This is a genomic window from Enterobacter roggenkampii (genome assembly GCF_001729805.1).
GTDB classification, from domain to species: Bacteria; Pseudomonadota; Gammaproteobacteria; order Enterobacterales; family Enterobacteriaceae; genus Enterobacter; species Enterobacter roggenkampii.
Genome location: NZ_CP017184.1, coordinates 4,432,906 through 4,456,835, shown reverse-complemented (window position 1 = coordinate 4,456,835; position 23,930 = coordinate 4,432,906). Strand labels below are relative to the sequence as shown.

The following is a 23,930-nucleotide window of genomic DNA, read 5'->3' as shown; positions in this document are numbered from 1 at the left end:
TTATTTTAAAGCCGCAGGTTAACCATAACCTTACAAAGCCTGTGGTTTTTCTTCCCAAGGACACCCTATGAAAACCTCACTCTTCAAAAGTCTTTATTTCCAGGTCCTGACAGCCATCGCCATCGGTATTCTGCTGGGTCACTATTACCCTGAACTGGGCGCGCAAATGAAACCGCTTGGCGACGCGTTCGTTAAGCTCATCAAAATGGTCATCGCTCCGGTGATCTTCTGTACGGTCGTCACGGGCATCGCTGGCATGGAAAGCATGAAGGCGGTTGGCCGTACCGGTGCAGTGGCGCTTCTCTATTTTGAAGTGGTCAGTACCCTTGCGCTGATTATTGGTCTGGTCATCGTTAACGTGGTGCAGCCAGGTGCGGGGATGAACGTCGATCCCTCGACGCTGGATGCCAAAGCGGTTGCGGTCTATGCCGAACAGGCGAAGGATCAGGGCGTGGTGGCCTTCCTGCTGGACGTCATTCCTGGCAGCGTCATTGGCGCGTTCGCCAGCGGAAACATCCTCCAGGTGCTGCTGTTCGCCGTGATGTTTGGCTTTGCCCTGCACCGCCTGGGGAGCAAAGGCCAGCTTATCTTTAACGTGATCGAAAGCTTCTCGCAGGTCATCTTCGGCATCATCAATATGATCATGCGCCTGGCGCCCATCGGTGCTTTCGGTGCGATGGCCTTCACCATCGGTAAGTATGGCGTCGGTACGCTGGTCCAGTTGGGTCAGCTGATTATCTGTTTCTATATCACCTGTATTCTTTTCGTGGTGGTGGTGCTGGGCTCCATCGCCCGCGCGACCGGTTTCAGCATCTTCAAATTTATCCGTTACATCCGCGAAGAGCTGCTGATTGTTCTGGGAACCTCCTCGTCAGAATCGGCGCTGCCGCGCATGCTCGATAAGATGGAGAAACTCGGGTGTCGTAAATCGGTGGTGGGGCTGGTGATCCCGACGGGCTACTCCTTCAACCTGGACGGCACCTCGATATACCTGACGATGGCGGCGGTGTTTATCGCACAGGCGACCAACAGCCATATGGATATTTTCCATCAGATCACTCTGCTGGTGGTTCTCCTGCTCTCCTCTAAAGGCGCGGCGGGCGTAACGGGCAGCGGCTTTATCGTGCTGGCAGCCACTATCTCTGCAGTGGGGCACCTGCCGGTGGCGGGCCTGGCATTGATTCTCGGTATTGACCGCTTTATGTCAGAGGCGCGTGCGTTAACCAACCTGGTGGGTAACGGCGTGGCAACGGTAGTGGTCGCGAAATGGGTGAAAGAGCTGGATCACAAAAAGCTCGACGATACTCTGAATAATCGTTCAACTGACAGCAAAAATCCTGGCTTATCCTCTTAATCTTGTCACAAAAGCCCGTATTCCCTTGTGGGGATGCGGGCTCCTGCGCATAATAACTGTTCATACCTGTCATAATTCGACAAGATTTTTTTTGGGTATATTTCACTTCGGACCGTGACGTTTTGCCGAACGCGCGGTCTAATCGACGTGTTTTCATCGTCATCTTTAAGAGTGAAGCGCGTCGCGAGGCACTCTTTTTTAACCAGGAATGTTGATCAGGGGTTCACATGCAGGGCACAAAAATTCGACTCTTAACCGGCGGTTTGCTGATGATGGCAGCAGCCAGTTATGTGCAGGCAGATGCGCTCCAGCCAGACCCGGCCTGGCAACAAGGGACACTAGCGAACGGTTTTCAGTGGCAGGTGTTAGCCACGCCGCAACGTCCCAGTGACCGTATTGAAATCCGTCTGTCTGTTAATACCGGTTCCCTCACGGAAAGCACCCAGCAAACCGGTTTCAGCCACTTTATTCCCCGGCTGGCGCTCACGCAGAGCGGCAGCCTGCAAGCGGTTCAGGTGCGTTCGCTCTGGCAACAGGCCATCGATCCGAAACGCCCGCTTCCTCCGGCTGTGGTCTCGTATGACTACACCATGTTTAACCTGAGCCTGCCTAATAACCGCAACGATCTGCTTAAAGAAGCCCTGACGTATCTCTCCGATGCCTCCGGCAATCTGGCAATTACGCCGGACACCGTCAACTATGCGTTGAGCAACAGCGACATGGTGGCGACCTGGCCTGGTGATACCAAAGAGGGCTGGTGGCGTTACCGCCTGAAAGGCTCGACGTTGCTGGGACATGACCCTGCCGAGCCGCTAAAACAGCCGGTGGACGCCGAACAGGTGAAATCGTTCTACCAGAAGTGGTACACCCCGGACGCGATGACGCTGATCGTGGTGGGTAACGTGGACAGCCGCGCGGTGGTGGAGCAGATCAACAAAGCGTTTGGCGATCTGAAAGGCAAGCGTGAATCGCCTGCCCCTGTTCCGACACTCTCCCCGCTGCGTGCAGAGCCTGTCAGCATTATGACGGACACCGTGCGTCAGGACCGACTCTCCGTGATGTGGGATAACGCCTGGCAGCCCATCCGTGAGTCCGCGGCGCTGTTGCGATACTGGCGTGCCGACCTGGCGCGTGAAGCGCTGTTCTGGCACGTTCAGCAGACGCTCAGTAAGAATAACGTGAAGAATATCGGTCTTGGCTTTGACTGCCGCGTGCTGTTCCAGCGTGCGCAATGCGCCATTAACGTTGAATCACCGGGCGATAAGCTGAATGCCAATCTGGGTGTCGTCGCGAAAGAGTTGGCAAAAGTGCGTAAAGAGGGGCTTTCCGAAGAGGAATTCAACGCGCTTGTGGCGCAGAAAAAACTCGAGCTGCAGAAGCTGTTTGCGACCTACGCGCGCGCCGATACCGATATTCTGATCAGCCAGCGTATTCGTTCCCTGCAGAATCAGGTGGTGGATATTGCGCCGGAACAGTACCAGAAGCTTCGTCAGGATTTCCTGAACGGTCTGACCGTCGAAATGCTCAACCAGGATCTCCGACAGCAGCTGTCGCAGGAGATGGCGTTGATCCTTCTGCAGCCGAAGGGCGAGCCGGAATATGACATGAAGGAACTTCAGAAGACCTGGGATTCCATCATGGCGACCGCGCCGCAGCCGACGCAGGCCGCGACGGCTGATGATTTACACCCGGACGCGACGGATATCCCGCAAGGGCAGTAATATGTAGACTAACCCTCTCCCTGTGGGAGAGGGTTAGGGCATCAGCCCGCACCCTACTTAAACAGGCATCGCCTCACGCGGAATAATCGCCCCGCGATACTGAATCACCGTGCTGGCCGTCAGATGTCCACGCTGTGCCGCCGCTTCCGGCGTTCCGCCCGTCAGGCGTACTGCCAGATAGCCCGCGCTGAATGAATCACCCGCCGCCGTGGTATCAATCACTTTCTCTTTGGCAAGCTTCACCGCCGGAACCTCAATCGCCGCTTCACCCGTAATCGCGACCAGGCACGACTCCGCACCGCGCTTAATCACCACTTCGCTCACGCCAGCCGCTTGCGTGCGTGCAATCACGTCCTCTACCGGTTTCTCCCCCCAGAGGGCGTCTTCATCGTCGAGCGTCAGGAAGGCGATGTCGGTGGATTGCAGCATCTGCTGATAGACCTGCTGCGTCTCTTCACGGCTGGCCCACAGGCGCGGGCGGTAGTTGTTATCGAAAATGACCTTGCCGCCGTTAGCACGGCATTCGCGCAGCAGCGAGAGCAGCTTTTCACGGCTGGTGGGGCTCAGGATCGCCAGGCTGATCCCGCTCAGATAGAGATAGTCGAAGGTCGCCAGCGCTTCGCAGATGGCCGCGGCATCCTCGCTCTCCAGCCAGAATTTGGCCGCGGCTTCGTTACGCCAGTAATAAAACGTGCGTTCGCCGGTGTCGTCGGTCTCAATGTAATACAAACCCGGCAGGCGGTTTTCCATACGCTGGATCAGCGAGGTATCAATATGTTCACTTTGCCAGGCCTCAAGCATCTGCTGGCTGAAGCTGTCCGTCCCCAGGGCGGTAACGTAGTTCACGGTGAGCGCCTCAGGCGCAACCTGGCGGGCAATATAAACGGAGGTGTTTAACGTATCGCCACCAAATCCGCGGCTCACTTCCGCGCCTTTTTGTGACAGCTCAATCATGCATTCGCCAATCACGGCAATTTTTTTAGACATAATCGTGAACCTGAACAGAAGAATGATCAGCAGTGTGCGCTGAGTGAATTAACAGGTCAACTATATTAAAACAACGTTCCATTATTTTATTTGAGCCAGCGCGTGTTCCTGCGCATTTCTGTCATCTTAATTTCATTTTCCCGGTGAATTGAACATAAAGTTCTCAATTGTCGCGCCGATAATCCTGTGACGAGTCCAGAAAGGCCATCCCAACAACAGGACATCTGAAATGAAGTCAGAGCAGGTTATCCAGCGGCTGAGCACCACGCCTGAGGCAAGTATTGAGAACTTGCAGGAGCATCGCTACTGGCTGCAATGTGAGCGTGCGTATACCTATCAGCCGATATACCGAACAGACGGTCGACTGATGGCCATTGAAATTTTGACCGTCGTGACGCATCCCTCAAACCCTACCCAGCGCATCGCACCGGATCGCTATTTTGCCGAAGTGGCCGTTCGCCAGCGTCTTGACGTGCTGGAAGAGCAGCTCCGTATGCTTGCAACGAAGCAGCCCTTTTTCGAACAGCACGATATCCTCGCCTCGGTGAATGTTGATGGCCCCACTCTGCTGGCGCTGCGTCAGAACGCGAAATTGCAGGCGCTGATCGCCACCCTGCCGTGGGTGCGCTTTGAGCTGGTGGAGCATGTCCGCCTGCCGCAGGACTCCTCGTTCGCCTCCATATGCGAATACGGCCCGCTATGGCTGGATGACTTTGGCACCGGCATGGCAAACTTTTCGGCCCTGAGTGAAGTGCGTTATGACTACATTAAAGTGGCCCGCGATCTGTTCATTATGCTGCGTCAGACCCCGGAAGGGCGGAACCTGTTTACGCTGTTATTACAGCTGATGAACCGCTATTGCCAGGGCGTGATTGTTGAAGGTGTGGAAACGCTGGAAGAGTGGCGTGATGTGCAAAGCTCGCCTGCCGCGGCGGCGCAAGGCTATTTCCTCTCCCGACCGGTACCCATGGATCGCCTCGATAGCGTGATAACAACCCTCTGATAAGCCCGCTTCCCTTTGTCTGGACTATAGTTTTACAGGACAGGTCATCAGGAAAGGGGACAAAAATGACAAGAACAACCAGGGTGATCTCCTGGACAGCAGGGATTTTCTTGTTGTTGATCGTGGTCGTCGCCATCATTATTGCGACGTTTGACTGGAACCGTCTTAAGCCGACCATCAACCAGAAAGTCTCAACCGAACTGAACCGCCCCTTCGCCATACGCGGTGATTTAGGGGTCGTGTGGGAGCGTCAGAAAGAGGAGCCCGGCTGGCGAAGCTGGATCCCCTGGCCGCACGTCCACGCCGACGACATCATTCTCGGTAACCCGCCGGATATCCCCGAAGTGACCATGGTGCATCTGCCGCGCGTGGAAGCCACGCTGGCGCCGCTCGCGCTCCTGACCAAAACCGTCTATCTACCGTGGATCAAGCTCCAGCAGCCCGATGCGCGCCTGATTCGCCTCTCTGAAAAAAACAATAACTGGACGTTTAACCTTGCCAGCGACGGCGAAAAAGATCCGAATGCCCAGCCCTCTTCGTGGTCATTCCGTCTGGACAATATTCTTTTCGATCGCGGGCGGATCGCCATCGACGATAAGGTCAGCAAGGCCGACGTGGAGATCCTGGTCGATCCGCTGGGCAAGCCGCTGCCGTTTAGCGAGGTCACGGGGACGAAAGCCAAAGGTGAAACGGCAAGCGTGGGCGACTATGTCTTCGGCCTGACGGCAAAAGGACGCTACAACGACCAGCCGCTCAGCGGTAAAGGGAAAATAGGCGGCATGCTGGCGCTCCGGAGCGAAGGCACGCCGTTCCCGGTGCAGGCGGACTTCCGCTCCGGTAACACCCGCGTGGCGTTCGTGGGAACGGTTAACGACCCGATGAACATGGGCGGCGTCGATCTTCAGCTTAAATTTGCCGGTGATTCGCTGGGCGAGCTGTATGAACTGACCGGCGTGCTGCTGCCGGATACCCCGCCGTTCGAAACGGACGGGCATCTGGTCGCCAAAATCGACAGCGAAAAATCGTCGGTTTTTGACTACCGTGATTTTAACGGCCGCATCGGCGACAGCGATATCCACGGCTCGCTGACCTACACCACCGGAAAACCGAGACCGAAGCTGGAAGGGGACGTTGAGTCCCGCCAGCTGCGTCTGGCCGATCTCGGCCCGCTGATCGGCGTGGATTCCGGTAAAGGTACGAAGTCAAAAGAGGTGAAAAAGGACATTCAACCTGCGGGAAAAGTGCTGCCTTACGATCGCTTTGAAACCGATAAGTGGAACGTGATGGATGCGGATGTGCGCTTCAAAGGGCGTAAGATTGAGCATGGCAGCACGTTGCCGTTGAGCGATCTCTCGACGCATATCATCCTCAAAAACGCCGACCTGCGCCTGCAGCCGCTGAAGTTTGGCATGGCGGGCGGGACGATTTCCTCCAACATTCACCTGGAAGGCGATAAAAAGCCGATGCAGGGGCGCGCGGAGATTCAGGCGCGCAGGCTTAAGCTGAAAGCGCTGATGCCGAACGTCGAGCTGATGCAGAAGACGCTCGGCGAGATGAACGGCGATGCCGACATCCGCGGCGTGGGGAACTCCGTGGCGGCGCTGCTGGGCAGCGGTAATGGCAACCTGAAGCTGCTGATGAACGACGGGCTGGTGAGCCGCAACCTGATGGAAATCCTGGGCCTGAACGTCGGGAACTATATCATCGGGCAAATCTTCGGTGATGATGAGGTGCGGGTGAACTGCGCGGCGGCCAATCTGGATCTGGTTAACGGCGTGGCGCGTCCGCAGATTTTTGCCTTCGACACGGAAAATGCGGTGATTAACGTGACCGGTACCGCCAGTATGGCGTCCGAACAGCTGGATTTGACCATCGATCCGGAAAGTAAGGGGATCCGTATCATCACCCTGCGCTCGCCGCTGTACGTGCGCGGAACCTTCCAAAATCCGCAGGCGGGCGTGAAGCCCGGACCGCTGATTGCGCGTGGCGCGGTGGCCGCAGCCCTCGCGACGCTGGTTACCCCCGCCGCAGCGCTGCTGGCGTTGATTTCGCCGTCAGAAGGCGAGGCGAATCAGTGCCGGAACATTTTGTCACAGATGAAGAAGTAAGGAGCGGCCTGTTTTTGCCGGGTGGCGCTGCGCTTACCCGGCCTACATTTGAATCGCAGGCCGGGTAAGGCGTAGCCGCCACCCGGCATTAGCTTACAGAGCCTGGTGCTTCGTCTCGTGCGTCAGCAGCAGCGCAATCAGCGTCAGCGCCGCCATGGCCGCCAGATAAACGCCCACATAGAACAGGCCATAGTTTGCCTGCAGCCAGGTGGCGATATACGGCGCAACGGAGGCGCCCAGAATAGACGAGACGTTGTAGGAGAACGACGCGCCGGTATAACGCACTTCCGTCGGGAACAGCTCCGGCAGCAGCGCACCCATCGGGCCGAAGGTCAACCCCATCAGGCTCAGGCCAATCAGCAGATAGGCCATCACCAGCGCCGGGCTGCCTGAACCCAGCAGCGGCGGGAAGACGAACAGAGCAAACAGAACGATCAGCGTGGTGATGGTGATCATGCTTGCGCGACGACCGAACTTATCCGCGAGCAGGCCCGCAATCGGAACCATCACGCCAAACCCGATCACCGCCATCATCAGCATCCACAGCACTTCGTTACGCGGCAAACCCAGCCCAACCGGCGCGGCGGCGGTACTGAAGGTCATGGAGTAAACGGTCATGATGTAGAACAGCGTGTAGGTGGCCAGCATGATGAACGTGCCCAGTACGGTCACGCGGACGTGTTTGGTCAGCAGCGTGCCCAGCGGCACTTTCACCTGCTTGTTCGCCGCGGCCACTTTTGCGAAAACAGGGGTCTCATGCAGAGAAACTCGCACGTACAGGCCAATCAGCACCAGCACGGCTGAGAAGACAAACGGGATACGCCAGCCCCAGCTCATGAACTGTTCATCCGTCAGCAGCCAGGAGAGCAGCAGGAACGTCCCGTTGGCGAAGAAGAAGCCAATCGGTGCGCCAAGCTGCGGGAAGGAACCATACAGCGCGCGCTTGCGCGCCGGGGCGTTCTCGGTGGCCAGCAGCGCCGCGCCACCCCATTCACCACCCAGGCCCAGACCCTGACCAAAACGCGCCAGTGCCAGCAGGACCGGCGCCAGAATGCCGATGGTCTCATACGTCGGCAGCAGGCCGATGGCCACGGTGGAGATCCCCATCGTCAGCAGCGAGGCCACCAGCGTCACTTTACGTCCGATGCGATCGCCAAAGTGTCCAAACAGCGCAGAGCCAATCGGACGCGCAACAAACGCGATAGCAAAGGTCGCCAGGGACTGCAGCGTGGCCGCCGTCGGATCGCCCTGCGGGAAGAAAATGTGCGGGAAGACGATGACCGCCGCGGTGGCGTAAATGTAAAAGTCGAAGAACTCGATGGCGGTGCCAATCAGCGAGGCGACGACAACTTTATTGCGCGAATTTACCGGAACGTTTTCCGTTTCTGAGTCGAGTGTGGTGGCGGTTGCTTGCATAATATTTTCTTATTTTTGTCGAACGAAAGGCCATATTACGCACAGCAAAAGCGACATTTCAATCTGTAACAAAGCCGCGACCTGGTGATAAAAGCAACAAAAAGCGGATAATTTTCAGGCCAGCCAAAACACGTCTATGAAATGCTTCACAGATTTTAAATATCAGTCAATAAAACTGGTTTTCGGTTAAATAAAAGTTACGGACTGGATTTATATGCTGAAATGATGAATCGGGCTGAAATTTCAGCCCGGGAGAGGCGTTAACGGTGCGTTTTGCCCGGCATTCGCGGGTCGTCTTTGTACTCGGCAGTGGCGATCCACGCGGCGCAGAACAGGGTTAAACGTGCAAAGAAGTAGAAGAACGCCATTAACCCCAGCACCGAGCCGAACGCCGCGCCGGAAGGGGATTTCACCAGCGACGGCAGGGTGTAGGTCATCACGATTTTAATCACCTCAAAGCCTATCGCCGCGATCAGTGTCCCTCTGATCAGCGCCTTCTTGCGCGGGCGATGGCGCGGCAAGCGCCAGAAGATCCAGAAGAACAGCAGGTAGTTGGCGAAGATGGAAATGGCCAGCCCAATGCTGCGCCAGGCGGGCTTCAGCCATTCGATGTAATCAAGGTAGAGCGCGGAGATGATCATCTGCTGCGCCGAGCCCGCCACGGAGGTAATGGACAGCGTCACGATGAGCGCGACGAGCAGGCCAATCAGCGAAACAAAGTCGCGGAGATACTTCACCCAAATCTTCTCCTGATCCTGCGGCTTACGCTCCCAGACATCGCGCGACTGGGCGCGAATGGCCTCGCGCAGGTTGCCCATCCAGTTAACGCCGGAGTAAAGGGCAATCAGCAAACCGACGATACCGACGGTGGTGCGCTGCTGGACGGCGGTATTGATGGTGCTTTTGAGCGTGCTGGCAAGGGTTGGATCACTGACGTTATTCAGGATTTTGTTAAAGATATCCTGCAACAGCGTCGGGTGCGACGCGAGCACAAAACCGGCCGCCGCAAACGACACCATCAGGATCGGGATCATCGACAGGAAGGAAAAATAGGTGATGGCGGCACCAAACTGGTTTCCCATGCGGTCATTAAAGCGTTCGGTCGCACGTATCAGATGCGCAATCATGGGAAACTGCTGAATTCTGGCGATAATACCGGTGACGGTCCCCAGCGCTTTGCTGGCGGTACCTGTAGACCTGGTCTCTTCCGGCTCGGTCTCCATCTTCTTGATGGGTTCATACTCTAAATGTTGGGTGGGTCGTTGCGGGTTATTTTCCGGCGTCACGCGTCTTTTCCTTTTCGTTTGGCTGGATGTTACTGAATTATAGCTTGCGACTAGTCCACGTAAGCTTTTGTGAGTTCGGTCAGCCACTCCATGAACAGATGTACCCGGCGGGAGAGGTTGCGCCGGTGGGGATAAATCAGGGAGACAGGCATTGGTTCGGCCCGGTATTGCGGGAGAATTTCAATCAGTTTCTTCGCGCGCAGTAAATCTCGCACCCCAACCCGCGGAACCTGAATGATGCCCAGCCCGGCGAGGCAGGCAGCCTGGTAAGTTTCGGTGCTGTTAACAGTTAACACCCCTCCCGTTTTTATCCACTGCGTCGTACTGCCGTTATAAAACTCAAAGCCCTGTGGGCGAGTTCCCAGCGTAGCGGTGTAGTGAATGACGGCGTGGGAGCCTAAATCGTCCAGCGTTTCCGGGTAGCCAAAACGCGCCAGATAATCCGGGCTGGCGCAGTTAATCACCGACAGCTTGCCCAACGGTCGGGCAATAAGCCCTGAATCTTTCAGCGTGCCGACGCGTACCACGCAGTCAAACCCTTCGCGGATCACATCCACCAGACGATCGCTGCTGCTGAGCTCCAGCTCGATGCCCGGATAATGCTGCAGAAAAGCAGGCAGTTTGGGGATGACTAAATTTCGAGCTACGGCGACGGGCATATCCACGCGGAGCCGTCCGCTGATGCTGGAGGGATCGTGCAGAAACATACCGTCCAGCTCATCGAGGTTTGCCAGCAGATCTTTTGCCCGTTCGTAATAGACCATACCGTCCTGCGTCAGGCTGACGCGGCGGGTGGTGCGGTGCAATAGCTGGGTGCCAAGCCGGTTTTCGAGGGCCTGAATCTGTCGTGACACGCTGCCTTTCGGCAACGTTAATGTTTCTGCCGCGCGGGAAAAACTCTCCAGTTCCGCGACGCGAACAAACAGCTGCATTGCGTGAATTTTATCCATAGATGTAGCTCATTGTTGTTTGTGATGAAACAGTGAAGCGTTTTAACTCATCTTTATTGATTTTCTATCACCTAATAAGCTCTTACTCAATCTCCATAACAGCCAAAACGAGGTTTATGATGACTGAACGTATCGCATTAGTGACGGGTGGTAGCCGTGGTTTGGGTAAAAACGCTGCCTTAAAGCTGGCGGCAGACGGCACGGGAATTGTGCTGACCTACAACCGCAGCCAGCAGGAAGCGCTGGACGTTGTGCATGAAATTCAGGAAAAAGGCGTCAACGCGGCGGCATTGCAGCTCAACGTCGGGGTTATCACGAGTTTTGAGCATTTTGCCCAACAGCTTCAGGAGACCCTTAAGAGCGTCTGGCAGCGTGAAACGTTCGACTATTTATTGAACAATGCCGGGACGGGTTTATATGCGCCTTATACCGACACGACGGAAGCCCAGTTTGACGAGGCGCTGAACGTTCATTTCAAAGGACCTTTCTTCCTGACGCAGCGCCTGCTGCCGCTGCTTAGCGACGGCGGACGGATCCTCAACGTCTCCAGCGGGCTGGCCCGTTTTACCCAGCCGGGATCGGCGACCTACGCGGCGATGAAAGGAGCAATGGAAGTCTTGACGCGTTATCAGGCGAAAGAGCTGGGCGCGCGCGGCATTTCCGTCAATATCATTGCGCCTGGCGCGATAGAAACCGACTTTGGCGGCGGACACGTGCGCGACAACGCGGAGCTCAACCAGATGCTGGCGTCCCAGACGGCGCTGGGACGGGTGGGGCTGCCTGACGATATCGGCGATGCCATTGCGGCACTGCTCAGCGACAAACTGGGCTGGATGAATGCGCAACGTATTGAAGTATCAGGCGGTATGTTCCTGTGAGGTATGCGCTTGAGTAAATCCTTAAGATAAATGTGTCTAAATACTGACAGATATAAAGAACCCCGGGGATTTGTAACGTATCCATTCGTTGAGTTTTTTCTTAAATAATGCCTCTGTAGAATCCCCCTTCGCTATTCTCAGAGGGGAAAAAACGATGCGAGTAATCATGTTTGACAGGCAGTCACTCTTTATTCACGGAGCGATACACAGTCTTCAGAGGTTGATTCCGGAAATAAATATAACTGGGACCTGTCAGGCAGAAGATTTATGGACTCAGATTTCTGCTTCACCGTCGGCTATCGTCATGATTGATGGGAATTTAATTCAGGACGAAGGGAGCACTTTGCTGGAAGCGATCCTGCATCGCTTTCCGGCGATACGAGTGATTCTGATTTTGGCGAAAAAAGAGGCCAAATGTGCTGAGCAGCTGCGGCAGCGAAACGTCATGGCCATTGTTCCCCGAAACGCCAATCCCGAACGGTTTTCCGCCGTACTGGATTCGGTATCCAGAGGGATGGTCTGTTTTCCCGGAGAGTGGGTCAGAGAGCCGACGTCGCCTCAGGCATTATTATCCTTGAGCGAGCGCCAGCGCGAAGTCTTGAAATTGCTGGCGGCGGGGGAGTCGAATAAAGAGATTGGCCGCAATCTGAACATCAGTGCGGCCACGGTAAAAGCGCACCTCGAGGCGCTTTTCCGGCGGCTGGACGTGAAAAACAGAACGCAGGCAGCCATGTATTATACCCGGGCGACGGCCTGAAAAAGCGCGTTTGGGAGCGACGTTATCTCTCCGAAACTGAATATCATCATCACCAGCGCATCATGCTGCTGTTGGGTTAATGGACGTGTCATATTTTCCCGCAGCAGCGCTTCACACAACCGGATATCTTCGCGCAACAAAGTCTCAGCCTCCAGAGGTGTGACAGGGCCGTGAAAATGCTCCTGATCGCGGATAACGTGGCCATAGCCGATAACCCATAATCCTTTTTCGTCACGATATTTTTCCAGAGAAAGACCCTGATGTTTCTTTATTAACGCGATGGCGGCAGAAGATATTTTCAGCGCATGCTCTTTCATATTCATTTCCTCTTAATGGCGACACTGTAGTGGAAATGAGGTACGAGAAATATCCGCCAAATGGCTATTGATCAGGGATTGTTATTCAGATATTCCTGCCGCAATAAACCAAATAACCAGTCATTATGCCAACGTCCCGCAAGGTAATAGCTCTCGCGTAATTCGCCCTCCAGGCAAAAGCGGGCTTTTTCCAGCAGACGTCGTGAGGCGACATTCCCGGCGGTGACGGTGGCGGTAAGTCGACGTATACCGCCCTGATGAAAAGCGTAATCGCAAAGCGCTTTCAGGGATTCAAAGCCGTAACCTTTCCCCTGCGCCTCGGGAGCGAAAAGAAAACCGACCTCAGCGCAATCCTCCTCCCGATGAATATACCCGGTGACGCCCAACGGAGCCCTGGAAGCGGCGTCACGCACGACGAGGCACAGCCAGTGCGCGCTGCCTGGCGTCCAGGGCGTCAGGCGCGAATCAAACGCCTCGCGGATCGCCGCGACGGGGCGGTCTTCCGCCACAAAGCGCATGACGTCGGGATGCTGCTGTAGCGTCAGAAAAAAGGGCCAGTCTTCTTCTCGTAAAGGCGAGCAGTTCAGGCGAGGGGTAATTAAAACTGGCATTCAGATTCTCCTGAAACATTTTAAATGATTTTAGGGTTGTCACTTTATTTCAACAGAAAGTCAGGTATGGTTAACCGCGTATAAATAAAAAGAAAAAAGGCCGTTACGTGCCAATCCGGATGTCTTCGTTGTCGCTTAAGGAAAACAATGACTCTCAGCACATCACATCATATTCGCGAACAGTTCGAACACTGTCTGGCGGTCATTCGCCATGCGTCGGTGGAAATTTTGCTTCTTCTGAATGTACATGCTTCTGAGGGCAAAGATCCACGCTGGTTTCTGGAACAACTGGACAGCGCGCGATTAGCCCTGGGCGGCTGGGGAGCCGTAGCGAAAAAACTCAACCTGAATGATGCCGAGATGTCGGAATTTACGCTCCAGCTGCGCCTGCTGCAGCAGCGCGTGCCGCAGTATGAAAGCGGACAGGATGTGAGTGAAAACCAGCTGATTGCGGCGATGCGCTTTGTCACCGCGCTGGAGCACCTTCGCCTGCAGCAGCCGCTGTTGACCTACAGCACGGAGCTGGCTCCGGGCAGCGAACTCCAGCAGCAGCAGGCGCATAAGCAGGTGCGGGCGATAGAGCTCATGATAAAAGGGCTCATCCAGCAGGCCTGGCCCGATCAGGTAAGGCTGAATAACCATCTCAAGACTTTGTTTAACGCCGACCGCGTACGGCGCTGGCTGAAGTTGGGCGAGATCAACGATGTCCTGAGCGGCATGATGTTCAGCGAACTGGCGCAAATGCTGGTGGATAAAAAAGAGTTCAGCCGCTATTACGCTTCGCTGTTCAGCGACCCGTCCATGCTGACGCTGCTGGTTGAACCGCGTAAAACGCTGCAAACCTTCCTCGATGACATTCGGCAAATTCGCAACAACATCACCGTCCAGAAAACGTTAAGCTCGGCGCAAATCCAGCTGCTGGATAACTACTATGCGCAGATCGCGCGGCCCGTTCAACGCGCGTTTGAAGAGGGGAGAACGCGCGTCAATCCGGCGGGATTCATGGCGGTAGATGCCAGCGAACTGCATACCTTCTGGGAAAAGGCGCAGAAAATGGATCGGGTCACCGGTGGGGATCTGTTTGAAGTCCGTGACACCATTGAAAAGCCGACCCAGCGCGCGCCGCGCACCCCCGAACAACGCGAGCAGCTCATTTCCGGTGCGTTATGGGGGGCGGTTGGCGTTATGGTGATTGCCATCGTGGCGGGAGGCTTCTGGCTGGTGACCAGCAGTAAACCGCAGCCTGCGGCCGTCAGCGCGGCTGAAGCGGCGCCGCCACAGGAAATGCGTGAGACGCCTTCCTCGCGCGAAACGCTCACGCGCATGGGAGTGACCTGGGACGAGAATAATTTCCGCTCGGCCATTAACCGCAACGACACCCGCGTGACCCAGCTTTTTTTGCAAGGCGGTATGGACTGGAAGCTGTCCTGGACCGAAGAGGCGATGTCGGCAGGCTATGACGACGTGCTGGAGCTGATGCTACGCTACCGGCAAAACATGGTGGAGGAGAAGCCGTGTCGGCGCTTCATCAACACGCTCAGCCACGCGATGTCGAACGGCGAGTCTCTGACCTCGGTACGTAAAGAGTACCTCAAAGCTTTCTGCACCGTGCCAGCGGTGGTGAAACGCCAGCAGCACGATCTCGACATGGCCACACGCCGTGCGAAGTCACAGCCGGATGCCACCACCAAAAAATGGCAGTCTATTCAGAGCGCCATTTATGAGGTGATTCACTGATTTCTCCTCCCTCTCCCCGTGGGAGAGGGTCGGGGTGAGGGCACCAGACCGCACCCCACTCAAGGCTCCCCATACAACCCAATCAGCCGCCGCACCACGCCGTTCGTCCAGCCGAAACCATCCTGCAGCGGATACTCACCCCCGCCCCCTTCGCGCGGCGTGCTGCTGGCGATGTGGTACTTCTCAATCAGCTTATGATGCGTCTGATAAAAATGGTTCACCGTATGCAGCCAGCTCCAGGCGATTTCATCCCCCAGCGAGTCGTTGCCGTACTGCTTGAACCCCTGGATCGCCATCCACTGCAGCGGCGCCCAGCCGTTGGGTTTATCCCACTGCTCGCCGGTTTCGTACTCGGTCGCCAGAATCCCGCCCGGCGTCAGTAGTCGCGCTTTGACCGCATCCGACAGGCGCTCGGCCTGCTCATGGGTCGCCATGCCGACATACAGCGGCACAATGCTGGCGGCAGAAAACAGCGCCAGCTCTTCGCGTCGCCAGTCGTAGTCGCGGTAACAGCCGCTCTCCTCGTCCCACAGATAGCGGTTCACCGCCTCGCGGCGATCGCTGGCTTTCTGGCGGAACAGGTCTGCCGTCTCTTTATCCCCTTTCGACGCCGAGATGTTGGCGATGGCGCTTTCCAGCTTGTACAGGAAGGCGTTCAGATCGATGGGGATAAACTGCGTCGTGCGGATGCTGGCGAGCCGCGACGGATCGCGCAGCCAGCGGGAGGAATAGTCCCAGCCGGACGCCGCCCCGGCGCGCAGGTCGCGATACACCTCGTTTGGCGGACGGCCCGAATGGCGGGCAGTTTCCACGTCCTCAATCCACGATTCATCGCGCGGGGTATCACGGTCATCCCAGTAGCGGTTGAGCAACGAGCCGTCCGGCATACGCACGGCGCTGCGGTAGGCCTGGTTAAGCAGCAGCGACTCCGCGCCGTCCATCCAAAAGGCGTACTCCATTTTGAGGTGTTCCAGATAGCGTTTCGCACCGCGCACGCCGTCCTCCTCAAACAATTCCACCATCAGCGCAAAGACCGGCGGCTGGGAGCGGCTGAGATAATAGGTACGGTTGCCGTTGGGAATATGCCCGTAGCGTTCAATCAGCCAGGCGAAGTTATCCGCCATACATTTCAGCAGATCGTTACGACCGCTCTCCGCCAGCCCCAGCATGGAGAAATAGGAATCCCAGTAGTAGGTCTCGCTGAATCGTCCGCCGGGAACGATATAGGCTTGGGGCAGCGCCAGCAGGGAAGACCAGGGAATATGATCCTGCGGCTCGCGCGTCAGCACTGGCCACAGGCTGTCAATGTGCTCTTTGAGGGACAGACCGGGGTCGGAGACATATTCCGTACTGTAGGTCTCCGGCAGCCAGAAGTGGTTTTCCACAAACTGGCGCAGGTCGAAATCCCGGTGGCGTCTGACCTTGCGGTAGCGGATCAGGATATCCAGCGGATCCATCTTCGGCGCGCAGTCGGGAAAGGTTTTGCTGTCCGTGAACAGGCGCGAGGACTGCACGTGCTCAAACAGTTCAAGATAGCGGTCTGCGGGCGTCAGTGCATCGGAGGCGGGTAGCCCCTCGATCATCTCGGGTTCCGGCTCCGCCTCAATCATTTCATCCAGTTTCAACTCGCAGGGATCGGTCTCGTAGCGCAGCTCTTCTGCAATCTCGAATTCGATGTTCTCGGTAGCCTGTAGTTTCTGGTTGAACATGGTGATAGGGACCTCCGGTTGTGTGTTCAAAAGACAGGTTTATCCGGGCGTCTTATAAGCGTAGACATTCGCTTCGGTAGATGTGGAGGGATATGTGCGGTAGATCACTCTTTTCGGAGCATTCGTTTTGCAACGATTTATGAATGTGAATAAAAAAAGCCCCTCCGGAGAAGGGCTTATGCATTAACGCATGGTGACAAACTCTTCCGCCGCCGTAGGGTGGATCGCCACGGTGTTGTCGAAGTCTTTCTTGGTCGCGCCCATCTTCAGCGCTACCGCAAAGCCCTGCAGGATTTCATCCATGCCGAAGCCAATGCCGTGGATACCGACAATCTTCTCGTCCGGGCCGACGCAGACCAGCTTCATGCGGCACGGCTGACGGTGGGAGGTAACGGCGGTATACATCGCGGTAAACGCGGATTTATACACTTTCACCTGGTCGTCGCCATACTGCTCGCGCGCCTGCGGCTCGGTTAAGCCGACGGTGCCGATTGGCGGGTGGCTGAAGACCACGGTCGGGATGTTGCTGTAGTCCAGATGCTCGTCCGGCTTGTTATTGAACAGGCGCTCGGAGAGACGGCGGCCCGCCGCAACGGCCACCGGGGTCAGCTCAACGGCACCGGTGTTATCGCCGACCGCATAAATGCCCGGTACGCTGGTGTTCTGGAATTTATCGACGACGATATAGCCTTTTTCGTCGATTTTCACGCCGGTCACGCCCAGGTTGAAGTTATCGTTCGCCGGTTCACGGCCAATCGCCCAGATCAGGCAATCGACGGTCTGGCTGCGGCCATCCTCCAGCTCCAGGGTCAGGCTGCCGTCTGCATTTTTCACGACCGCTTTCGGCACGGCGTTGGTATGCAGGGTTGGGCCTTCGGTGTTCATCACTTCAACCAGCGTATCAACGATCAGCGGATCGAAGCTGCGCAGCGGCGCGTGTTTACGCACGAACAGGTGCGCCTCAGCGCCCAGACCGTTAATCACGCCAGCCAGCTCCACCGCGATGTAACCCGCGCCCACCACGGCAACGCGCTTAGGCAGGGCAGGCAGTTCGAAGAAACCGTCAGAGTCGATGCCGTATTCCACGCCCGGGATGTTCGGGTGGCTCGGACGGCCGCCGGTGGCGATCAGGATGTGATCGGCGGTGATCGTCTCACCGTTCACTTCGATCGTTTTCGCGTCCACAAAGCGGGCGAAACCGTGGATAACGTCGACGTTATTTTTCCCCAGCACGTTGTCGTACGAGGTGTGAATACGGTCGATGTAGGCGGTACGGCTGGCGATCAGTTTGTCCCAGTCGAAGTGGTTGATGGTGGTGTCAAAGCCGTAGTCCGGGCCATACATATGGATAGCTTCACGGATTTGCGCCGCATGCCACATCACCTTTTTCGGTACACAACCCACGTTCACGCAGGTGCCGCCCAGCGCTTTGGCTTCAATCAGCGCACACTTCTGGCCGTACATGGCCGCGCGGTTGATGGAGGCGATGCCGCCGCTGCCACCGCCGATGGCGATGTAGTCATAATGCTTAGTCATAGCTTTTGTCCTTAATCGTGAATTGCCGCGATTGTATACCTGAAATCAATAGTTTCCACCGATGGCTGCGATTACTCCGGCACGATCCAACTGACGGAGGTATGACCCGTACCGGCTGGCACCAGCGTTTTGTGCAGCCACGGCAGCACGTTGTTCATCTGCGCTTCGAGCTTCCACGGCGGGTTAATGACGATCATGCCCGAGGCGGTCATGCCGCGCTGGTCGCTGTCCGGACGCACGGCCAGCTCGATCTGCAGGATTTTGCGGATGCCGGTGGCTTCCAGGTCTTTGATCATGCGTTTGATTTGCGCGCGCAGCACCACCGGATACCACAGGGCGTATGTCCCGGTGGCGAAGCGTTTGTAGCCTTCGTGAATACCCGTCACCACCGCCTGATAGTCGGTTTTGATTTCGTACGGCGGGTCGATCAGCACCAGGCCGCGACGGGAAACCGGCGGCAGCTTGGCTTTCAGCTGCTGATAGCCGTCGGCTTTTTCCACGCGGGCGCGGCTGTCTTTCTGGAATTCAGAACGCAGCAGCGGGAAGTCGCTCGGATGCAGCTCGGTCAGCTGGATGCTGTCCTGCTCGCGCAGCAGCTGGCGGGCAATCAGCGGGGACCCCGGGTAGTAACGCAGCTGGCCGTTGCGGTTGAAGTGGTTCACCACGCCGATGTACGGCTCCAGCTCGGCAGGCAGGTCGTCCTGCTGCCAGATGCGGGCGATCCCTTCCAGATATTCACCGGTACGCTCGGCATGCTCGCCGCTCAGCTGATAACGGCCCGCGCCCGCGTGCGTGTCCAGATAGAGAAACGGCTTTTCTTTCTCTTTGAGCGATTCGATGATCAGGCTCTGAACGGTGTGTTTAAGGACGTCGGCGTGGTTGCCTGCGTGGAAGCTGTGGCGATAACTGAGCATGGGTAATGATATTCCGCTGAATTGACGATTTGCCACAGTTTACAGCAGAACGGCGCAGATTACCCGCAGGCCCGGTAAGCGCAGCGCCACCGGGCTCTTTTCCGCCACGTCTGGCATTGAAATCCTCTACACTTAACCCCATTCTAGATCGCATATGCACAGCGCCGGATGCGCGCTTCATTCACCTCTTTCAACAGGACAGCGTTTATGACCAATCCATTACTGACGCCTTTTTCGTTGCCGCCGTTTTCTAAAATCCTCCCCGAGCATGTAGTCCCAGCCGTTACGCAATCGCTGGACAACTGCCGCGCGGCGGTAGAAAGCGTGGTCGCGCAGGGCGCGCCGTACACCTGGGAAAATCTGTGTCAGCCGCTGGCCGAAGTGGACGACGTGCTGGGGCGCATCTTCTCCCCGGTGAGCCACCTGAACTCGGTAAAAAACAGCCCGGAGCTGCGCGAAGCCTACGAGCAAACCCTGCCGCTGCTCTCTGAGTACAGCACCTGGGTCGGCCAGCACGAAGGGCTCTACAAAGCCTACCGCGACCTGCGCGACGGCGATCACTACGCCGAGCTGAATACCGCGCAGAAAAAATCGGTCGATAACGCCCTGCGTGATTTTGAGCTGTCCGGGATTGGCCTGCCAAAAGAGAAGCAGACCCGCTACGGTGAAATCGCCGCGCGCCTGTCCGAGCTGGGCAACCAGTACAGCAACAATGTGCTCGACGCCACCATGGGCTGGACGAAGCTGATTACCGACGAAGCAGAGCTGGCGGGTATGCCGGAAAGCGCCCTGGCGGCAGCAAAAGCGCAGGCCGAAGCGAAAGAGCAGGACGGCTACCTGCTAACCCTGGACATCCCAAGCTATCTGCCGGTGATGACCTACTGCGACAACCAGGCGCTTCGCGAAGAGATGTACCGCGCCTACAGCACCCGCGCTTCCGATCAGGGGCCGAATGCCGGTAAGTGGGACAACAGCCCGGTGATGGCGGAAATCCTCGCCCTGCGCCACGAGCTGGCCCAACTGCTGGGCTTTGAAAACTACGCCGACAAATCTCTCGCCACCAAAATGGCGGAAAACCCGCAGCAGGTGCTCGACTTCCTGACCGATCTGGCGAAACGCGCCCGTCCGCAGGGTGAAAAAGAGCTGGCCCAGCTGCGCGCCTTCGCGAAAGCGGAGTTCGGCGTGGACGAGCTGCAGCCGTGGGACATTGCTTACTACAGCGAAAAACAGAAGCAGCACCTCTACAGCATCAGCGACGAGCAGCTACGCCCGTACTTCCCGGAAAACAAAGCCGTTAACGGCCTGTTTGAAGTGGTGAAGCGCATCTATGGCATCACCGCCAAAGAGCGTACCGATATCGACGTCTGGCATCCGGACGTGCGCTTCTTCGAGCTGTATGACGAGAAAAACGAACTGCGCGGCAGCTTCTACCTCGATCTCTACGCGCGTGAGAACAAGCGCGGCGGGGCGTGGATGGACGACTGCGTGGGCCAGATGCGTAAAGCAGACGGTTCCCTGCAGAAGCCGGTCGCCTACCTGACCTGTAACTTCAACCGTCCGGTGAACGGCAAACCTGCGCTGTTCACCCACGATGAAGTGATCACCCTGTTCCACGAGTTCGGTCACGGCCTGCACCACATGCTGACCCGCATCGAAACCGCAGGCGTGGCAGGCATCAGCGGTGTACCGTGGGATGCGGTCGAGCTGCCAAGCCAGTTTATGGAAAACTGGTGCTGGGAGCCGGACGCGCTGGCGTTTATCTCCGGCCACTACGAGACCGGCGAACCGCTGCCGAAAGAACTGCTGGATAAAATGCTGGCGGCGAAGAACTACCAGGCGGCGATGTTTATCCTGCGCCAGCTGGAGTTCGGCCTGTTCGACTTCCGCCTGCACGCCGAGTTCAGCCCGGAGCAGGGGGCGAAAATCCTTGAAACCCTGGCCGAGATTAAAAAGCAGGTCGCGGTTATTCCAGGGCCAACCTGGGGCCGCTTCCCGCACGCGTTCAGCCACATCTTCGCGGGCGGCTATGCGGCAGGGTACTACAGCTACCTGTGGGCCGACGTGCTGGCGGCGGATGCCTTCTCTCGTTTCGAAGAAGAGGGGATTTTCAACCGCGAAACCGGCCAGTCGTTCCTCGACAACATCCTGACCCGCGGCGGTTCCGAAGAGCCAATGGTGCTGTTCAAACGCTTCCGTGGGCGCGAGCCGCAGCTGGACGCGATGCTTGAGCATTACGGGATCAAAGGCTGATTGTTACGTGAAGATCTGCTTAGTGGATGAAACAGGCGCCGGAGACGGCGCCTTATCTGTCCTGGCCGCCCGCTGGGGGCTGGAACATGATGAAGATAACCTGATGGCGCTGGTGATGACACCAGAACATCTCGAATTACGTAAGCGCGACGAACCGAAGCTCGGCGGGATTTTTGTCGATTTTGTCGGCGGGGCCATGGCGCACCGGCGCAAGTTCGGCGGCGGTCGCGGCGAAGCGGTGGCGAAAGCGGTTGGGATTAAAGGAAGCTATCTGCCGGACGTGGTGGATGCCACGGCGGGGCTGGGGCGCGATGCGTTTGTGCTGGCGTCTGTCGGCTGTCATGTGCGGATGCTGGAGCGTAATCCGGTGGTGGCCGCGTTGCTGGACGATGGTCTGACGCGTGGCTACGCGGACCCGGAAATCGGGCCGTGGTTGCAGGTACGATTGCAGCTGATCCATGCCTCGAGCCTGACGGCGCTGACCGATATCACCCCGCGCCCGCAGGTCGTCTATCTCGACCCGATGTTCCCGCACAAGCAGAAAAGCGCGCTGGTGAAGAAAGAGATGCGGGTGTTTCAGTCTCTGGTGGGGCCTGATCTGGATGCGGATGGCCTGCTGGAACCGGCTCGTCAGCTCGCGACGAAGCGGGTGGTGGTGAAGCGCCCTGACTATGCGCCGCCCCTGGCGGACGTTGCCACGACCAATGCGGTGACCACCAAAGGGCACCGGTTTGATATTTATTCGGGGACACCGGAATAAAAAAAGCCGGGTGGCGGCTTCGCCTTACCCGGCCTACATTTCGGGCCGCCTGTAGGCCCGGTAAGCGTTAGCGCCACCGGGCTTTTTTGCGCTTACTCGTCTTCTTCGTCACGCAGCGGAACAATCAGCATATCCACGTGAACGGTATTAATCAGCTGGCGAGCGGAAGACATCAGCTTGCTCCAGAAGTCCTGATGGTGACCGCACACCACCAGATCCATGTCGTATTTCTTGATCGCATCAACCAATACCTGGCCCAGGTCGCCGCTGCCGCTCAGGGTTTCGGTAATCGGGTAGCCCGCGTTGGTGGACAGTTCGCTCAGGGCGTGGTGCGTCTCTTCAGAGATACGCTTCTGCATATCGCCCAGATTGACGTCGATCAGACCGGTGTAGAGGTCGGAGTAATTCACATCAACGTGAATCAGCGAAACTTTCGCGTTGTAGGGACGTGCCATGGATACCGCTTTATCAACCAGCACTTTGCTCTCCGGGGAGAGGTCTACCGCGATGAGAATGTGTTTGTAAGCCATAGTGTTACTCCTTCCTTAAGTTATCGATGACTAAATGGAAAAGCCGTCGTCTGATGCTTTCATTACGGCCCAGTTAAACATATTTTTCAAGCTTTGGTGTTGATAACGATTAACCTTGTGGCAAAAAAATTAACGGATCTCCTACACTATTAAATGAGCCGTTCGGATATTAAAACGCGAACCGGATCGACTTTTGGTCATTCTTTCACTGAACTGTCTGTCAGGCATTGGGGTGCGGTAGCTCAGAAGCCTTGCTTCGTGGGCGGACGCCGGGGAGGATGTATGATTAGCACCGTCGCATTGTTTTGGGCGTTATGCGTAGTTTGCATAGTGAATATGGCGCGCTACTTCTCATCGTTACGTGCGCTGTTAGTGGTACTTCGTGGTTGCGATCCGTTGCTTTATCAGTATGTGGACGGTGGAGGGTTCTTCACCTCGCATGGACAGCCCAGCAAACAGATGCGTCTGGTGGGATATATCTACTACCAGCGCTACCGCGATCATCACGATGAAGAATTTATCCGTCGCTGCGAGCGCCTGCGTCGTCAGTTCATTTTGACCAGTGCCCTGTGCGGGCTGGTCGTCGTCAGCATGATTGCATTGATGATTTGGCACTGATTACCACAGCAGGCGGGGTCAGCCCCGCCTTCTTTCCTCTGGTTCAGGGCTTCACTGAGAACCGCAGATTGGAGATATTGGTCTCAATCGAAGTAACCTTCCCGCTATAGGCGATGTTAACGTCTCCGTTTGTATCAATGCTGGCCGCAGTAATTGTACCCGTACCTTCAATGACAGGATGCTTCTTAGCCAACTGATGGATAATGTCGGTGTCTTTCCCTGTTATCTTTGCCGAAAGATAGTAACGGTAGATTGTGGGTACGGTGGCGTCACCCTGATTGTTCACGGTCATATAGAGCCAGACGCTGTCAGATAATTTATAAACGTGTTGTAATTCATCGCTCCCTTGCCGGTTGGGCTGGTGGTTGAGCCACAAAAATCCAATGACCAGCGCCAGAAGCGAAACGGTAACAAGGCGATGAATCCATTTAGTCGCCGTTTTGAATGGCATAGTTTTTTCCGTCATGAGGGGAACTGAGATCATTCGC

General features: G+C 56.6%; 21 protein-coding genes. 10 read left to right on the top strand and 11 right to left on the bottom strand.

Features of this window, described 5'->3' with window-relative positions; genetic code table 11:
- Positions 1–67 precede the first annotated feature (67 nt).
- Positions 68–1,354, top strand: coding sequence for a dicarboxylate/amino acid:cation symporter (locus BFV67_RS20970; protein ID WP_021242141.1), 1,287 nt, complete (start codon positions 68–70; stop codon positions 1,352–1,354).
- A gap of 227 nt (positions 1,355–1,581) precedes the next feature.
- A complete protein-coding gene (locus tag BFV67_RS20965; protein ID WP_008503229.1) occupies positions 1,582–3,075 on the top strand; it encodes a M16 family metallopeptidase in 1,494 nt (497 codons plus the stop codon).
- A gap of 57 nt (positions 3,076–3,132) precedes the next feature.
- Here the strand turns inward: BFV67_RS20965 and kdgK are convergent, their stop codons facing one another.
- Entirely contained in the window at positions 3,133–4,062 is a 930-nt protein-coding gene (gene kdgK / locus BFV67_RS20960) for a 2-dehydro-3-deoxygluconokinase (RefSeq protein ID WP_044597503.1), read from the bottom strand.
- Positions 4,063–4,291: 229 nt separating this feature from the next.
- Here kdgK and pdeH point away from each other — a divergent pair, with 229 nt between their 5' ends.
- Positions 4,292–5,065 carry a cyclic-guanylate-specific phosphodiesterase gene (gene pdeH / locus BFV67_RS20955; protein ID WP_008503227.1) on the top strand — a complete coding sequence of 258 codons (774 nt, stop codon included), beginning with the start codon at positions 4,292–4,294 and terminating at the stop codon, positions 5,063–5,065.
- Between the two features lie 65 nt (positions 5,066–5,130).
- Positions 5,131–7,173, top strand: coding sequence for an AsmA family protein (locus BFV67_RS20950; protein WP_069598864.1), 2,043 nt, complete (start codon positions 5,131–5,133; stop codon positions 7,171–7,173).
- Between the two features lie 93 nt (positions 7,174–7,266).
- Here BFV67_RS20950 and BFV67_RS20945 read toward each other — a convergent pair whose 3' ends face one another.
- From BFV67_RS20945 to BFV67_RS20935, 3 genes are all read right to left on the bottom strand, one after another.
- A complete protein-coding gene (locus BFV67_RS20945) occupies positions 7,267–8,589 on the bottom strand; it encodes an MFS transporter (protein WP_008503129.1) in 1,323 nt (440 codons plus the stop codon).
- Between the two features lie 260 nt (positions 8,590–8,849).
- Entirely contained in the window at positions 8,850–9,875 is a 1,026-nt protein-coding gene (yhjD, locus tag BFV67_RS20940) for an inner membrane protein YhjD (protein WP_023345067.1), read from the bottom strand.
- Positions 9,876–9,925: 50 nt separating this feature from the next.
- Positions 9,926–10,825, bottom strand: coding sequence for a LysR family transcriptional regulator (locus BFV67_RS20935; RefSeq protein ID WP_008503127.1), 900 nt, complete (start codon positions 10,823–10,825; stop codon positions 9,926–9,928).
- A gap of 119 nt (positions 10,826–10,944) precedes the next feature.
- Here BFV67_RS20935 and BFV67_RS20930 point away from each other — a divergent pair, with 119 nt between their 5' ends.
- Positions 10,945–11,703: an SDR family NAD(P)-dependent oxidoreductase gene (locus BFV67_RS20930; RefSeq protein WP_069598863.1), complete on the top strand. Its 759-nt coding sequence runs from the start codon at positions 10,945–10,947 to the stop codon at positions 11,701–11,703.
- Positions 11,704–11,857: 154 nt separating this feature from the next.
- Positions 11,858–12,460: a response regulator transcription factor gene (locus tag BFV67_RS20925; RefSeq protein ID WP_023294761.1), complete on the top strand. Its 603-nt coding sequence runs from the start codon at positions 11,858–11,860 to the stop codon at positions 12,458–12,460.
- Here the strand turns inward: BFV67_RS20925 and BFV67_RS20920 are convergent.
- Positions 12,439–12,777: a lysozyme gene (locus BFV67_RS20920; protein ID WP_008503124.1), complete on the bottom strand. Its 339-nt coding sequence runs from the start codon at positions 12,775–12,777 to the stop codon at positions 12,439–12,441. The genes BFV67_RS20925 and BFV67_RS20920 overlap by 22 nt on opposite strands.
- Positions 12,778–12,848: 71 nt before the next feature.
- Positions 12,849–13,388, bottom strand: coding sequence for a GNAT family N-acetyltransferase (locus BFV67_RS20915; protein WP_069598862.1), 540 nt, complete (start codon positions 13,386–13,388; stop codon positions 12,849–12,851).
- Between the two features lie 147 nt (positions 13,389–13,535).
- Here BFV67_RS20915 and BFV67_RS20910 point away from each other — a divergent pair, with 147 nt between their 5' ends.
- A complete protein-coding gene (locus BFV67_RS20910) occupies positions 13,536–15,125 on the top strand; it encodes an STY4199 family HEPN domain-containing protein (protein WP_069598861.1) in 1,590 nt (529 codons plus the stop codon).
- A 59-nt stretch (positions 15,126–15,184) separates the two neighbouring features.
- Here the strand turns inward: BFV67_RS20910 and BFV67_RS20905 are convergent, their stop codons facing one another.
- From BFV67_RS20905 to BFV67_RS20895, 3 genes are all read right to left on the bottom strand, one after another.
- Positions 15,185–16,834 carry an alpha,alpha-trehalase gene (locus BFV67_RS20905; protein WP_008503121.1) on the bottom strand — a complete coding sequence of 550 codons (1,650 nt, stop codon included), beginning with the start codon at positions 16,832–16,834 and terminating at the stop codon, positions 15,185–15,187.
- A 183-nt stretch (positions 16,835–17,017) separates the two neighbouring features.
- A complete protein-coding gene (gene gorA, locus BFV67_RS20900) occupies positions 17,018–18,370 on the bottom strand; it encodes a glutathione-disulfide reductase (RefSeq protein ID WP_046092611.1) in 1,353 nt (450 codons plus the stop codon).
- A gap of 71 nt (positions 18,371–18,441) precedes the next feature.
- Positions 18,442–19,284: a 23S rRNA (adenine(2030)-N(6))-methyltransferase RlmJ gene (locus BFV67_RS20895; protein WP_008503119.1), complete on the bottom strand. Its 843-nt coding sequence runs from the start codon at positions 19,282–19,284 to the stop codon at positions 18,442–18,444.
- 207 nt (positions 19,285–19,491) lie between these two features.
- Between BFV67_RS20895 and prlC the strand changes: the two genes are divergently transcribed.
- Both prlC and rsmJ read left to right on the top strand, forming a co-directional pair.
- Positions 19,492–21,534 (top strand): oligopeptidase A, encoded by a 2,043-nt coding sequence (gene prlC, locus BFV67_RS20890; protein WP_046092612.1) that lies wholly within the window; start codon positions 19,492–19,494, stop codon positions 21,532–21,534.
- Between the two features lie 7 nt (positions 21,535–21,541).
- Entirely contained in the window at positions 21,542–22,294 is a 753-nt protein-coding gene (gene rsmJ / locus BFV67_RS20885; protein ID WP_025910206.1) for a 16S rRNA (guanine(1516)-N(2))-methyltransferase RsmJ, read from the top strand.
- Between the two features lie 92 nt (positions 22,295–22,386).
- On the opposite strand, the gene uspA is transcribed toward rsmJ, so the two are convergent.
- Complete coding sequence (gene uspA, locus BFV67_RS20880) at positions 22,387–22,824, bottom strand: universal stress protein UspA (RefSeq protein WP_003861223.1); 438 nt, start codon at positions 22,822–22,824, stop codon at positions 22,387–22,389.
- 282 nt (positions 22,825–23,106) lie between these two features.
- Here uspA and uspB point away from each other — a divergent pair, with 282 nt between their 5' ends.
- Complete coding sequence (gene uspB, locus BFV67_RS20875) at positions 23,107–23,442, top strand: universal stress protein UspB (protein WP_003861224.1); 336 nt, start codon at positions 23,107–23,109, stop codon at positions 23,440–23,442.
- A 43-nt stretch (positions 23,443–23,485) separates the two neighbouring features.
- Here the strand turns inward: uspB and BFV67_RS20870 are convergent, their stop codons facing one another.
- A complete protein-coding gene (locus tag BFV67_RS20870; RefSeq protein WP_069598860.1) occupies positions 23,486–23,893 on the bottom strand; it encodes a hypothetical protein in 408 nt (135 codons plus the stop codon).
- Between the last annotated feature and the right edge of the window lie 37 nt (positions 23,894–23,930).

What these genes read in the sequence shown, in the direction of transcription:
- BFV67_RS20970 (WP_021242141.1), top strand. Translation starts at nt 68, where the DNA reads ATGAAAACCTCACTCTTCAAAAGTCTTTATTTCCAGGTCCTGACAGCC.
- BFV67_RS20965 (WP_008503229.1), top strand. Translation starts at nt 1,582, where the DNA reads ATGCAGGGCACAAAAATTCGACTCTTAACCGGCGGTTTGCTGATGATG.
- kdgK (WP_044597503.1), bottom strand. Translation starts at nt 4,062, where the DNA reads ATGTCTAAAAAAATTGCCGTGATTGGCGAATGCATGATTGAGCTGTCA.
- pdeH (WP_008503227.1), top strand. Translation starts at nt 4,292, where the DNA reads ATGAAGTCAGAGCAGGTTATCCAGCGGCTGAGCACCACGCCTGAGGCA.
- BFV67_RS20950 (WP_069598864.1), top strand. Translation starts at nt 5,131, where the DNA reads ATGACAAGAACAACCAGGGTGATCTCCTGGACAGCAGGGATTTTCTTG.
- BFV67_RS20945 (WP_008503129.1), bottom strand. Translation starts at nt 8,589, where the DNA reads ATGCAAGCAACCGCCACCACACTCGACTCAGAAACGGAAAACGTTCCG.
- BFV67_RS20935 (WP_008503127.1), bottom strand. Translation starts at nt 10,825, where the DNA reads ATGGATAAAATTCACGCAATGCAGCTGTTTGTTCGCGTCGCGGAACTG.
- BFV67_RS20930 (WP_069598863.1), top strand. Translation starts at nt 10,945, where the DNA reads ATGACTGAACGTATCGCATTAGTGACGGGTGGTAGCCGTGGTTTGGGT.
- BFV67_RS20925 (WP_023294761.1), top strand. Translation starts at nt 11,858, where the DNA reads ATGCGAGTAATCATGTTTGACAGGCAGTCACTCTTTATTCACGGAGCG.
- BFV67_RS20920 (WP_008503124.1), bottom strand. Translation starts at nt 12,777, where the DNA reads ATGAAAGAGCATGCGCTGAAAATATCTTCTGCCGCCATCGCGTTAATA.
- BFV67_RS20915 (WP_069598862.1), bottom strand. Translation starts at nt 13,388, where the DNA reads ATGCCAGTTTTAATTACCCCTCGCCTGAACTGCTCGCCTTTACGAGAA.
- BFV67_RS20910 (WP_069598861.1), top strand. Translation starts at nt 13,536, where the DNA reads ATGACTCTCAGCACATCACATCATATTCGCGAACAGTTCGAACACTGT.
- BFV67_RS20905 (WP_008503121.1), bottom strand. Translation starts at nt 16,834, where the DNA reads ATGTTCAACCAGAAACTACAGGCTACCGAGAACATCGAATTCGAGATT.
- gorA (WP_046092611.1), bottom strand. Translation starts at nt 18,370, where the DNA reads ATGACTAAGCATTATGACTACATCGCCATCGGCGGTGGCAGCGGCGGC.
- BFV67_RS20895 (WP_008503119.1), bottom strand. Translation starts at nt 19,284, where the DNA reads ATGCTCAGTTATCGCCACAGCTTCCACGCAGGCAACCACGCCGACGTC.
- prlC (WP_046092612.1), top strand. Translation starts at nt 19,492, where the DNA reads ATGACCAATCCATTACTGACGCCTTTTTCGTTGCCGCCGTTTTCTAAA.
- uspA (WP_003861223.1), bottom strand. Translation starts at nt 22,824, where the DNA reads ATGGCTTACAAACACATTCTCATCGCGGTAGACCTCTCCCCGGAGAGC.
- uspB (WP_003861224.1), top strand. Translation starts at nt 23,107, where the DNA reads ATGATTAGCACCGTCGCATTGTTTTGGGCGTTATGCGTAGTTTGCATA.
- BFV67_RS20870 (WP_069598860.1), bottom strand. Translation starts at nt 23,893, where the DNA reads ATGCCATTCAAAACGGCGACTAAATGGATTCATCGCCTTGTTACCGTT.